Here is a 12,575-nt window from a genome sequence, read left to right on the forward strand (position 1 = left end):
CTGTATCCCCGCCTGCGGCCCCGGCCGCGCATCCCATCCCCCAGGTCTGCCTGGGGCGGCCACGCGGGCCGGATTGCTCCATTGCGCCGGCCAATCTACCCAATCCTCTTTCCCACATACCATGCTGCCGCTTTGCAGTTTTGCAGCCCGCCGCCGCTTAGCAATGACAGGATTCGGTTTGCATGCTAATTTGTTGATGCCTGGATTTTATCAGAGCGACTGCACTTCTGCAGGTTAGAATCATGGTTGGCAGTTCCGTTTGGGTTAACTGTCGGATGTGCGAACATGAGGTCACGCTTTAATGAAACCATGACAACACGGCTTAGCAATGTTGTCCGGCTGTTGGCGGCATACATGCATGACAAAGTTGCCACATATTATTATTAATGTAACACGCAGTAAGCTGCAATTATTATGATTATAATCAATATATTTGGTTTGTTGATATAATATATTCGATTGATGTGAGTTGCATCATCAGCAAAACCATATCTGAAGCCTTGATTTTACGTATATCAGTTAATCTGAATCTGAAATGCATGACTATGTATTCCCATCAATCCTGTTATAGAAATACTATGTGATTTTACGATAGCAATTATGATAGTATTGCGTTTGCATTGTTTCCCATTATCGAGAGTATTACACAGTACCCATTTATCTGATATTCGGGCTAAAATATTGATAATCAGGTTTGTAGGAAGTGCTAAATCTCTTAATTTTCTTCAAAAAATTTGGTGGTTAAAGCTGTTTTTTGTAATTTTGCACCCGTAAATAAATCCAGATGACATTGTAAGTTCCCGAGTGGGAATAGTCATCTAAAGAGTATTAACTGGAGAAAGCGCAGATTGATTTTCTCTTTCAGTCGCGCTGCGGGATGCACCTTTGAATCCTATCTCCATAAATTAAATGATAATGAAGAGAATAACAAAGATTGTAGTTATCGCTTTGTTAGTCCTTGTTCCTTCCGTTGCTTCAGCAGAGGATAACATTCAGGCTTCGGACTTTAATTGGGAACCTGTGATGGAGGCGATAATTCAAGTTGAGAGTAGTGGAAACCCTAATGCGAGGAGTGGAAGTTCGTGTGGCGCGATGCAGATAACCCCTATCCTGGTGAAAGAGTGCAACCAGATTCTCAAGCGTAAAAAGAGCAAGAAGCGTTTCACATTGCGCGATCGATTCAGTGTTGCTAAATCAAAGGAGATGTTCCTGTTGATACAGTCATACTTCAATCCCGGCAACAACATCGAGAAGGCCATACGTTCTTGGAATGGAGGTATGAATTACAGTGTAAAGCGAACGCAGCGTTACTTTGACAAAGTGATGAAAGCAATGAAGTGATTAATTTTAAACAATGTTGCGGCCATGACGCCCTTGCGGCGTTATGGCCGCAATTTTTTTGCAGAGTGTGAACGGCATGTTTGGTTTACAGCTTCCATCTCATGGATTGATGTTATGGGATAGTCACAATGAACTAAAAAAATGTAAAATACGGCATTCGTTCATTCATAAGATGTAACTTTGCACGTAAAACAGATTTATAGATGAACACTATTTCAAGATGTTTATGTGCCTGTGCCGTAGCTCTTGCGGCAAGCGCAATTGCGGCGCAGGATGTGACATATAAGCCTTTCAAGCACTATACAGACCGCGTGGCACAGTTTGCCAAGATGCCGCCCGTAGACAGTTGCGACATAGTGATGCTTGGCAACAGCCTAACCGAGTTTGGCGGCGATTGGGGAAAGCTGCTCCATTCGCCGGTTGTTGTCAATCGCGGCATTGCCGGTGATGATGCAACAGGCATATACCATAGGTTGCGCCAGATTTTGCCAGGCAGGCCGCGCGCAATATTCCTTATGGTCGGGATAAACGACATAAGCCATGGCTTGACAGCTTCACAAGTGGCCAGCGCGGTGGAAAAGGTCATTGCGGCAATAAGGCGAGAGTCGCCATCGACAAAGCTCTACGTTCAAAGCTTGTTGCCTATCAATGAGTCGTTTGGCAAGTGGAAGCTGCTTGAAGGCAAGACGGGAGTCGTGGGCGAGGTCAACAGCCTTTTGTACGCCTATTGCAATGGCAAGGGCATTGCCTATGTAGACCTGTATTCCAAGTTTGTAAGGCGTGGCACCAACACCCTTCGTCGTGAGTTGACCACAGACGGTTTGCATCTGTCGGCCCAAGGTTATAAGCTGTGGGCATTTGAATTGCGCCGCCACGTAATGCAGCTGACACGCTGACCATCAATCATTTTGCCCAATGACATCAATCTTGGCTGTGCGGAGAGTGACTTTTCCGTGCAGCCGTTTTCGTTTGTCTGCATAGTGATTCCATGATTTCGGACGGGGCATATAAATAAAATAAAGCGCAAGATATTGGTCTTGCGCTTTCACTGTGTTGCGGAGGCAGGATTCGAACATGCGACCTCCAGGTTATGAGCCTGGCGAGCTACCAACTGCTCCACTCCGCGATGTTATTTCTTAATTGCGAGTGCAAAGGTACTGCTTTTTTTCTTCATGTGCAAATATTACGCCCATCTTTTTGCATTTATTTGCAAAAAACAGGTTGATATGGCCATTTTGGGGCATTATTATTGGCGTTTCGACCAGTCTGTTGGCGTTTGTCGGCAAAAAGGCAAGGCTGGTGGCGATGACAAATGAGCGTCGTTTTCAAATGTGCTAATGTTTGTTTTTTATCTGGCATTTATTTGCTCAATTGAAATATAATTAATACTTTTGCACACGTCAAAATCAATGTGCAAGACCATCAGCATTAACCCATTAAAGGAGAATTGTGTATGTCGATATTGAAGACGAGGCAGAAATTAGTGGACATTGCCCGCCAGCTTTTCGCAAAGAAGGGCATCGAAGGCACTACAATGAACGATATTGCCGTGGCTTCGGGCAAAGGGCGTCGTACGCTCTACACATACTTCAAGAGCAAGGAGGATGTATATTATGCAGTGATTGAGTCGGAGTTGGAGCGCCTGTCGGACAAACTCGACGAGGTGGCAGCAAAGAAGACAAGTCCGCAAGACAAAATCATAGAGCTGATATACACCCATCTGAGCATGATCAAAGAAACCGTTGTGCGCAACGGCAATCTCCGGGCCGAGTTCTTCCGCAACATATGGATGGTCGAGAAGGTGCGCAAGAAGTTTGACGAAGACGAAATAGAGCTCTTCCGCAAGGTCTATGCCGATGGCAAGGCCGAAGGCGAGTTCGACATAGACAACATCGACCTTGTGGCCGACATCACCCATTATTGCATCAAGGGGCTCGAGGTTCCTTATATATATGGGCGTCTGGGCCACGGCATGACAGAAGAGATGAGCCGTCCGCTCGTGGCCAAGGTGGTCTACGGTGCATTGGGCAAGCGTCTTATAAAGTAACTCCCCGGCGGCACTGCCGGGCAAGTAGCCAAACAGCAAAACCAAACTTAAAAACAACATTAGATATGGGAATTTTATCAGGTAAGACAGCTTTGATTACCGGAGCTGCGCGCGGCATAGGCAAGGCCATAGCGCTCAAGTTCGCTGAAGAAGGTGCAAACATCGCATTCACAGACCTCGTTATCGATGATAACGGCAAGGCCACCGAGGCCGAGATTGCCGCCAAGGGAGTGAAAGTGAAGGGATACGCCAGCAATGCTGCCGACTTTGCACAGACCGAAGAGGTGGTTAAGCAGGTCAAGGAGGAGTTCGGCTCGATAGACATCCTTGTCAACAATGCCGGCATAACCAAAGACGGGCTCATGCTGAGAATGACCGAGGCCCAGTGGGATGCAGTCATCGCGGTCAACCTCAAGAGCGCGTTCAACTTCATCCATGCTTGTGTGCCCGTCATGATGCGCCAGCGCAAGGGCTCAATCATCAACATGGCATCGGTGGTGGGTGTGCATGGCAACGCAGGCCAGAGCAACTACGCCGCTTCCAAGGCAGGCCTCATAGCCCTTGCCAAGAGTGTAGGCCAGGAAATGGGCCCCAAGGGCATACGTGCCAATGCCATAGCCCCCGGCTTCATCGACACGGCCATGACCCAGGCTTTGCCGGACGACATACGCAAGGAGTGGATAAGCAAGATACCTTTGCGCCGTGGCGGCAATGTAGACGACATTGCCAACTGCGCAGTCTTCCTTGCATCAGACATGTCGAGCTACATCTCCGGCCAGGTAATCCAGGTTGACGGTGGAATGAACATGTAAAAAATAGAACATAGACAGTCGTAAACATCAATCCATGACTTATGGTCGTCGTTACGCACAGCTTAGCGCTTGCCACGGCGGTTGTGGGTCATGGATTGCTTTTTTCGCCCCTTAGCTGTTGCCTCAGCTTTCGTTTGTTGAGTTGGCAAACTGCCGTTGGTGATGGCAATGCATGTCGTTTTATATTAATATCCGCAGCGCCCTTGCAGAGCAAGGTGTGCCGTGGAGGCGTCGGCAAACGCGGGTGCAGGCATGCTTGCCGCATCGGTGCCCTTTGCACCCTGCTGAACGTACGGGCATGGGCGCTCTGGAGGCTGCACGCGCGCATGTGATTTGGGTTTAATGAATATCCCCATTCTGCCAAATGCGAGTAGTCATGAAGGGTTAGAAGGCGTTATCGGGGAGTTATAATGAGTTGTCGCCCGCAGCGCTCGTTAATGCATCCGGCAGGCAATACCCACTAAGGCAGTTGTATGCCAACTCCGGGCCACCGTAAGGAAGCCCGACTACCGTAAGCTCTCAACAACTGCCTGGCAATTTGCGCGCATTCATTTTAATTTTTTATAGATGTTTGTCTGAAAACAAACTATTATTATTATATTTGCAACAACAAGCGCTCTGTGGCTATTGGCGATGGCCGTAGGGCAGCAAACCGATTTGAAGTTTTGAAAGCATGTGGCGTTTAATGCACGGTTGTTTATTCGCCAAGGTTAAATCTATGAACTGATGCCTACTGACAAGAAAGCGAATGTAGGATATGATGCTCTATATGAACATTTGTTCAACCGCCATGGCAAAGCGTCTCTTCCGGCGCCGGCCGGAGAGCCAGCCGGGCTGTTGGACACAGTGAGTACTGACAAAAGGATTGTCGGGCGCCATGCACAGGCAATGTATGCATGCCCGGAAAAAGAGTTTGGTTATGAGTAATGGTAGCATTGTTGAGATGACATTGACAGCACAGCAGCAGCGTGTGCTCGACAAAGTCGACGAGTTTATGAAGGGCGATGCATCGGTCTTCATCCTATGTGGTTATGCCGGCACAGGCAAAACCACTATGGTCAAGCATATTGCCGACCATGTTTCACGGTTCCGTACCGTGGCGTTGATGGCTCCCACCGGCAGGGCCGCACGTGTGCTCAGCGAGAAGACAGGCTATGCTGCAACCACAATACACAAGGCAATATATAGCGGGGCGGCACTGCAAACCACAGAGGCAGAGGATATGGCCAATGCCAAATACCGGCTGTGTTTTCCGATAAGCAATACAAGCGAGATGGTAGTGGCAATTGTCGACGAGGCCTCCATGTTGTGTTCGCGAAAAAAGGAGCAGGAGCTGTTTGTGTTTGGCACAGACAACCTGATGGACGACCTGCTGACCTACGTGCGCCCCGCGTCGGGTGGCAAGGTCATATTTGTTGGCGACCCAATGCAGTTGCCGCCGGTGGGCGAAACCGTTTCGAATGCACTTTCAGCCGACTTTTTTGCCGGCAAGGGCCTGAAGGTGATGACGGCCGAACTTACCGAGGTGCTGAGACAGACGGGCGGGAGCGTGATATTGAATAACGCCATGCAGATAAGAGACCTGCTGAAGCAAGAAAAGCGCAACCGGATGGTCTTCGAGGAGCGGCAGGGCGAAGTAGAGTCGTTGCCGTCCGGCCGGCTGATAGACAGGTATATGGAGGCAAGGAGTGGGGCGCCCGGAAACGACAGTGTGATAATATGTTATTCAAACAGGTCGGCTTGCGAGTACAACAAGGAGGTGCGCAGGCGGCTGTACGGTGAGGACCAACCAGCTTTGAGAGCCGGCGATGTGCTTATGATAGTCCAAAACAATTACCTGCTCGAGCGCATGAACGGCGAGTTCGTCACCGTGCGGCACGTCGGCGAGACCGTAAGGCAGTCAGCACCTGTCTACGTCCAGGAGGGCGGCGTCAAGGTTCGCAAGGTGATAGAGATGGAGTTTGCCTACATACAGGTGCCCAACCCGCATGACGGCACGCAAGGCTGCATGTTGCTTCTTGACTTGCTCAATGACGGCAGGCCGTCTTTGGGTATAGACGAACAAAGGGCGTTGTTCATCAACTTCCGCATGCGCAATCCAAATCTCCGCCCCGGAACGCCCGGGTTTGCAGACGCCTTGAGGCAAGACCCCTATTTCAACTGCCTTCAGGCTAAGTATGGCTATGCCGTGACAGGCCACAAATGCCAGGGCGGAGAATGGGCATGCGCTTTTGTTGATTACAGCGGGCGCACCGGGCTGAGCGACGAATGCCTGCGTTGGGCGTACACTGCGACCACACGGGCACGCCGTTACCTTGGGTTTGTCAACCTGCCCCACATCACCCCTTTTGCAAGGTTCCGCATCGAGCCGATACGGCAGTGCTCCAAGATAAGCGAGGAATGCAGGGTCTTCGGCAGTGTCGACCGTTCACCGTTCCACGATGCCAATGCCCCGGTATACCTGCATGCTAAATGGATGTGCATAGACGCCAACCTGAAATTGACGCCATACAGTATAGACAGGGTTGAAAGCCGGCCATACCAAGAGATTTATTACATAACCACGCCCGACGGCATTGAGCGTTATGACATAAGGTACAAGAAGGGCGGCATCTTCCTCAAGGCGGTGCCGCAAAGTGCCACTGCCCACAGTGTGATGGTGGGCATGCTGCTTGACGACGAGAATGCCATGCCGCTATATTTCGGCTATGAGCCCTCAGACGATACGCATGAGCAACTCTACAGCCTTGTGCGCTCAGCCTGCGACGGGCTGGGCGTAGCCATGACCAACGTCGTTGAGCACAGCGAAGACTACAGCGTGGCATTTTACTTTCGCACGTCGTGCAGCCACTCTTACATCAAGATTTATGTCAACGGCTCCGGATTTGTGACTTATGCCATGCCCATGTCGCTCATGGGGGCGGCCGACAGTGAGCTTGCCGCATTGATAGAGGAAATAAAACTTCATTTTGAATAGCCATGGCAACAGTTAAAGACATAACGGCAATGTGCAAGGCGGGCGACGTGGCCAAGGCCTACCAACAGGCTAAGGCAGACCTTGGCGAGGCGCCGCAAGACGTTTGGGCACAGCGTGAGATGGGGTGGGCATTGTATTACTTGCTCAAAACGGACTTGGAGAACAACGACCGCGGCGGATTCTTGGCACACGCCGAAGAGCTTGCGGGCCTGGATTTGCTGACCACATCGGGCGACGCTATGATGTTCAGCAACGTGTTGTGGAAAATGGCAGAGTTTGCCAAGACCGTGGCCCCGGGCTCATTGCATGAGATGGACAGCCTGTTTGGCCTTGTCGGCAAGTACACCTTTGCTCCGTCGAAAGGATATTCCTGCCTGCTGAAGTCGTGCTTGCGCCTTGGCCAATGGGAGCGCCTGGCCGATTTCATTGAGTGGTGGAACCTTGACAACCTGCAGCCCGACGACTTCGAGCAGTATAGATTGGAAAACGGAAAGAAAGCCATGTCGTTGGCCGAACAGGCCTACATAGGATATGCCAAGGCGTTGCTGCGCAAGGGAGACGTTGGCCGCATAAGCGCCTTCCTGCCTAAGATAGAGAAGCTGACCGAAGACTTTCCCGACATGATGTACCCCGGCTACTTCTGCGGCAAGCTCATGCTTGCCACCGGGGCGGCAAGGGATGACGCGCTGACTGTGGTGATGCCTTTTGCCAGAAAGAAGCAGTCGGAGTTTTGGATATGGCAGTTGTTGGCCGAGGTGTATTGCGACGACACGGAAAAAAGCATGGCCTGCCTGTTGCGTGCTGTTCACTGCAAGGCCCAGGAGTCGTTTCTTGGCAAGGTCAGGGTTCGGCTGGCGTCGGCATATCTGTCGCTCAACGACTACGGGCGGGCAAAGTTTCACATAGAGAAAACTGCAGGATGTTACACCCGGCAGGGGTGGCGGCTGCCCTACGAAGTGCAAGACTGGCTTAGGGCGCCGTGGATGCAAACCGCCGTTGCCGACAGCAGCAACGGGCTGGACTACAAGCGTATGACAGACGCCATGCTGTCTTATGGTACAAACGAGAGTGTGGCTGTCGTTACTCATGTCGACATCGCAGCCCGCCGCGCAGCCATTGTATATGGCGAGAAGAAACGCATGGTGGTGACGTTGCGCGACTTGAAAGCCCGGGTTGCCGAAGGAACTCTGCTCACACTCAACTGGGTGGCCGGGCCCGACGGCAAGACATGCGTTGTCGGTTCGAGGCTGTTGGACGCGGCCGGGTTTGGTGGCAACGGATATATCAAGCTGGTCAGTGGCAACATACGCAAGCCAGCCGACAAGCCCTTTGCCTTTATCGAAGGGCAGGGGGTGAGGTGTTTCATCACCCCGGCGACCGTCCGGAAGCACTGTCTGGCTGGCAACGAGGCTGCAACGGCCATAGCCGTGTATGATTATAACAAAAAGCGCGACGAGTGGTCTTGGCGGTGTGCGTCGCTAAAATGCAAGAGCCAATAGGCGTCGGTGCATTGTGCCAAGCCTGCTTCGGCCGGTTTCTGCTGTCTGTTGCCTGTGTTGGTGGTGGCGCGCAGCCTTGCCGGTGGCGTTCACGTGTTGTCGTGATGCCGTAGCATCGGCAGTCGGCCCGGCTGCCGTCAGCCGGACGGAAGTGTTTGGAAAACGTGGCGTTGACAAGGCTACATACTGCTTGCGGCGCTACCACCATGTCGGGGTGGTTCGGGCCCGGCTTGCTTCGGTGGCCCAAATAATGGGCCGATGCAATGATATTCTCGCGAAAAAAGAGTAATTTTGCATGGAAAACGAGCCGTGCGGTGCAGGCTTGTCGCCCTACGGTGGCTTGTGTGTGCCCTCAGGCCCATGCCGCAGCTTGATGTAGGCGCCATTGCCGCGGGCTGTCGGCACGGCTGGCCGGATGCCGGCATAAACATTTCAAGACAAAGATAAAATGCAAGTACTTTACGAAGACAATCATATCATCATAGTAAACAAGGCTCCGGGCGAGATAGTCCAGGGCGACAAGACAGGCGACCGCACGCTGGCCGACGACGTCAAGGCCTACATCAAGGAAAAATACGCCAAGCCTGGGCAGGTGTTCCTCGGCGTGGTCCACAGGCTCGACAGGCCCGTGGGGGGCGTGGTGGTGTTTGCACGCACGTCGAAGGCCCTGTCGCGGCTCAACGGCATGTTCCGCGACGGCGACGTCCACAAGACGTATTGGGCCATCGTGAGGCAGGCGCCGCGCCAGGCCGAGGCCACGCTCACCCACTGGCTTGTGCGCAATGAGCGCCAGAACAAGAGCTATGCCCACGACCGCGAGGTGGCTGGGGCCAAGCAGGCCGTGCTGCGCTACAAGACCATAGGGCGGGGCGACAACTACTCGTTGCTCGAAGTGACTCTCCTGACAGGCCGCCACCACCAGATACGCTGCCAGCTCGCGGCCATGGGCTGCCCCATAAAGGGCGACCTTAAGTATGGGGCTCAGCGCAGCAACCCCGACGGCAGCATCTCGCTCCTGGCCCGCCGGGTAGAGTTTGTGCACCCGGTTAGCCGTGAGCGCATAGTGGTCGAGGCCCCGTTGCCTGCCGACAGGCTTTGGCGCGAGCTTGCCGCGGGGGCCGTCGAGGGGTAGTTCTTGCTCGGGGCATAACCTCAGTCGGTAATGAAAACAAACATCCGGCGGTCGGCATGCAGTGGTTAAAGCCGTGTTGTCCATGCCTTTTCACATCGCCGTTTTTGCGTTACGCAGCGTTTTTCTGCCCAAGGCTTACGGTGTGTAAGCCATGGAGCTTGTTGTCGTAACCTTTAATGTTGGCGTGAGTTTGATATGATTCAATATGAATAAGTAGGTGTTCAAAATTAACCGATACAATAGACCTTGCAGTTGTCCTCTATATCTTTGCCACCATCTTGTGTGCCCTTTCGGGCCTCATACCAAAGTCTCATCGGTCGCGTAGCCCGCTACGCTCTCTCTTCGGACTTTGTCATGCATCTCCGAAATAGCGCACAATTGGATGGCAATTAATTTTGAACACCTACTTATCCGCAATTAGCCCATACCCGCAAATATGCAGCCGCAGACCTCTGCTTTTATTGTAGGTTATCAGTATGCGCCATGCCGCGTCACGAAACGGCATGTTTTGCGCCGTGACATGGCCTGTTTCAGCCCGTCAAACGGCACGAATTGAAATGCAAAACGGCACGTCTTGCAACTCATTGAGTGGCAGGGGGTTAGCTGAAAAGGGCGTTGCGGGTGGCTTTTACGGAAAAATGCTGACTACGGTGTGCGCCTTCCAACCGGCTTGTCTGGTATGGTCTGTTTGCTGATGTTCATTAATTCAAAATCGAGTAAGTTGCCCGTCTTTTACAAAACACAGGTCAACGGCGGGTTGCTTTCCAAATAATCGCACCCGGCGATGGCATAGGGCAAACTGTCAATGAATTTGTTTAAGGATTGCCGCCGGTTGAGTTCTGCCCGTGAAATATACCTCAACTCGTCGTCGGCCGTTTCCCTCAAGGCCCGCTTCTTAAGCGAGATTTTGTATACTACGCTAACGATGGCGTTCTTCCCTCAAAGGTCTGTCAATCTATATGTGCAGGTTCCGCCATGCGCCCGGCTGCGTGGAATCCTCGAAACTCATGCCGGTAAAGGTGTCGGCAAAACCTCCTTGATGACGAGGCCCAACGCCAAAAGTAACTCCTTCTCCTGTTCCACGAAACGGTTATCCAACGTATGCCTGTAGAATAAATGCGCCGTATGCTTGCAGGCATATTCATCTGAGAATATAGCTGTTGTCGCATAAATGTTTTGATTTGCCACTATTAATGAGCTGCCATTATAGCAATGCCGCTAATTTTCATGCGAACATTTAATTCATTAAATCAAACTCACGTAATATGATACAACGAAGTGCTCGGTTTCGTCTACAATTTGTTCTCCTTGTAATTGGTGTTTTGTTTCTTTAAATGTTTGGTGCATTTGTCTATTAACATATTTTGTCCGTCGATGAAATATGCATAACTTTGTGCAATAATCTTCGTGGATGGATTTTAAATATTCTGTATGAAGCACAACAACGAACTCGACTTTTCCAGAGCAGTTCTGATAGTCTTGGTCATTCTCGTCCATATTGTAAACTTTGGCAACCTGTACCCATTGGCTAAGAGTTCGATATTGGCGTTTATGATGCCAACGTTCCTATTCATCACAGGTTATTTGGTGAACATAGATAAGTCGATCAAGGATTTCCTTCGTTATCTACTGCAGATATTTCTGCCATATATAATATTTGTGATGGGCTACGCCGTCTTGTCGTTGTACCTGCCGGTACGCGATGGAATAGAAACGCTCGACTGGCCAACCATAGTCAATGTGCTTTGCGTAAAGTCCATAGGCCCGTATTGGTTTTTCCACACGATGATAGTATGTGGAACGATTTATTATACCGTGTTTCAAACCTTTCGCAGTCTCAGCACCGCTGCAAAATATTCACTGTTTGCGGCTGTGCTCATCGCCGTTGCGCTTTTGACGCCGATACTCAACATCAAAGCTGCTGTGTATTATTTCGTTGGCGTGGGGATAAGGCTATACGTTGGCGACTTCTCCCGTGTGTATGTAAAAAGCCTGTTGGGCTGCTTTGCCATTCGGCCTGCTTATATCCAATCCGGCCTTCCACGATTGGGGCTCAATATCCATCCTTATCTGTGCGGTTTGCTTCTTGTGTTTCTCCTCGTTTCTATTCACTTTCTTCAAAGGTCGCGCCAAGACCGTGGCCGAATATATAGGCAGGAACACTTTCCCAATTTACGTTTTCCATCCGATATTCACCATGCTGTCCAAGTTTTTGCTTCCCTTCTTCCGGTTTGAGCCAACAGGACTGTTGCATGCTTTCTTTACCATCGTAATGTGCATCGCCGGTAGCCTGTGCATGGCAAAGCTCATGGACCGTACACGTTTGTCATTCCTTTTGGGGCGTAAAAGAATTCTTAGATAACTCCAATGGCACGTCAGGCGACCGTCTGTTTGTTTTGTTATCATTTAATGGCATGCTGTTTTCATCAGCTCGCTTCTTCAGTCGCGTTGTCTCAACGTAACCCATGGCATGTTCTATCGAAGAGATTGGTCTATAAGTAGGTGTTCAAAATTAATTGCCATCAAATTGTGCGCTATTTCGGAGATGCATGCCAAAGTCCGAAGAGAGAGCGTAGCGGGCTACGCGACCGATGAGACTTTGGCATGCGGCCCGAAAGAGCACACAAGATGGTGGCAAAGATATAGAGGACACCTGCAAGGTCTATTGTATCGGTTAATTTTGAACAGCTACTTATGCTTTGCAACATTACAATGCCTTTTGGGGCTGTAATGACAGCGGCGGCCGCTTTGTCAGGCTTGCAAAGCA

Annotated in this window: 7 protein-coding genes, 1 tRNA gene and 1 pseudogene; 8 read left to right on the forward strand and 1 reads right to left on the reverse strand. The window is 50.9% G+C overall.

Annotation, left to right across the window (positions count from 1 at the left end; all coding sequences use genetic code 11):
* Nucleotides 1-915: 915 nt before the first annotated feature.
* Nucleotides 916-1,341: a lytic transglycosylase domain-containing protein gene (locus M3089_RS04170; RefSeq protein WP_205108437.1), complete on the forward strand. Its 426-nt coding sequence runs from the start codon at nucleotides 916-918 to the stop codon at nucleotides 1,339-1,341.
* 275 nt (nucleotides 1,342-1,616) lie between these two features.
* A complete protein-coding gene (locus tag M3089_RS04175) occupies nucleotides 1,617-2,237 on the forward strand; it encodes a GDSL-type esterase/lipase family protein (protein ID WP_249081899.1) in 621 nt (206 codons plus the stop codon).
* A 157-nt stretch (nucleotides 2,238-2,394) separates the two neighbouring features.
* On the opposite strand, the gene M3089_RS04180 is transcribed toward M3089_RS04175, so the two are convergent.
* Nucleotides 2,395-2,467 (reverse strand) — tRNA-Met (locus M3089_RS04180).
* A gap of 327 nt (nucleotides 2,468-2,794) precedes the next feature.
* Here M3089_RS04180 and M3089_RS04185 point away from each other — a divergent pair.
* The 6 genes and pseudogenes from M3089_RS04185 (at nucleotide 2,795) to M3089_RS04210 (ending at nucleotide 12,170) form a co-directional block, all read left to right on the forward strand.
* Complete coding sequence (locus tag M3089_RS04185) at nucleotides 2,795-3,388, forward strand: TetR/AcrR family transcriptional regulator (RefSeq protein WP_205108439.1); 594 nt, start codon at nucleotides 2,795-2,797, stop codon at nucleotides 3,386-3,388.
* 65 nt (nucleotides 3,389-3,453) lie between these two features.
* Nucleotides 3,454-4,200 (forward strand): 3-oxoacyl-[acyl-carrier-protein] reductase, encoded by a 747-nt coding sequence (gene fabG / locus M3089_RS04190; protein ID WP_205108441.1) that lies wholly within the window; start codon nucleotides 3,454-3,456, stop codon nucleotides 4,198-4,200.
* Nucleotides 4,201-5,119: 919 nt separating this feature from the next.
* Complete coding sequence (locus M3089_RS04195) at nucleotides 5,120-7,177, forward strand: ATP-dependent DNA helicase (protein WP_249081900.1); 2,058 nt, start codon at nucleotides 5,120-5,122, stop codon at nucleotides 7,175-7,177.
* A 2-nt stretch (nucleotides 7,178-7,179) separates the two neighbouring features.
* Complete coding sequence (locus M3089_RS04200) at nucleotides 7,180-8,676, forward strand: DUF7017 domain-containing protein (protein ID WP_249081901.1); 1,497 nt, start codon at nucleotides 7,180-7,182, stop codon at nucleotides 8,674-8,676.
* A 448-nt stretch (nucleotides 8,677-9,124) separates the two neighbouring features.
* Complete coding sequence (locus tag M3089_RS04205) at nucleotides 9,125-9,808, forward strand: RluA family pseudouridine synthase (RefSeq protein WP_249081902.1); 684 nt, start codon at nucleotides 9,125-9,127, stop codon at nucleotides 9,806-9,808.
* A gap of 1,431 nt (nucleotides 9,809-11,239) precedes the next feature.
* Nucleotides 11,240-12,170: pseudogene (locus tag M3089_RS04210) on the forward strand (acyltransferase family protein).
* Nucleotides 12,171-12,575: the final 405 nt, after the last annotated feature.

This window comes from Marseilla massiliensis, assembly GCF_023336985.1.
Classification (GTDB): domain Bacteria; phylum Bacteroidota; class Bacteroidia; order Bacteroidales; family Bacteroidaceae; genus Prevotella; species Prevotella intestinigallinarum.

Bases quoted from the DNA above. Each gene is read 5' to 3' on its own strand.
- fabG (WP_205108441.1), top strand. From the start codon at position 3,454: ATGGGAATTTTATCAGGTAAGACAGCTTTGATTACCGGAGCTGCGCGC.
- M3089_RS04200 (WP_249081901.1), top strand. From the start codon at position 7,180: ATGGCAACAGTTAAAGACATAACGGCAATGTGCAAGGCGGGCGACGTG.
- M3089_RS04195 (WP_249081900.1), top strand. From the start codon at position 5,120: ATGAGTAATGGTAGCATTGTTGAGATGACATTGACAGCACAGCAGCAG.
- M3089_RS04170 (WP_205108437.1), top strand. From the start codon at position 916: ATGAAGAGAATAACAAAGATTGTAGTTATCGCTTTGTTAGTCCTTGTT.
- M3089_RS04185 (WP_205108439.1), top strand. From the start codon at position 2,795: ATGTCGATATTGAAGACGAGGCAGAAATTAGTGGACATTGCCCGCCAG.
- M3089_RS04205 (WP_249081902.1), top strand. From the start codon at position 9,125: ATGCAAGTACTTTACGAAGACAATCATATCATCATAGTAAACAAGGCT.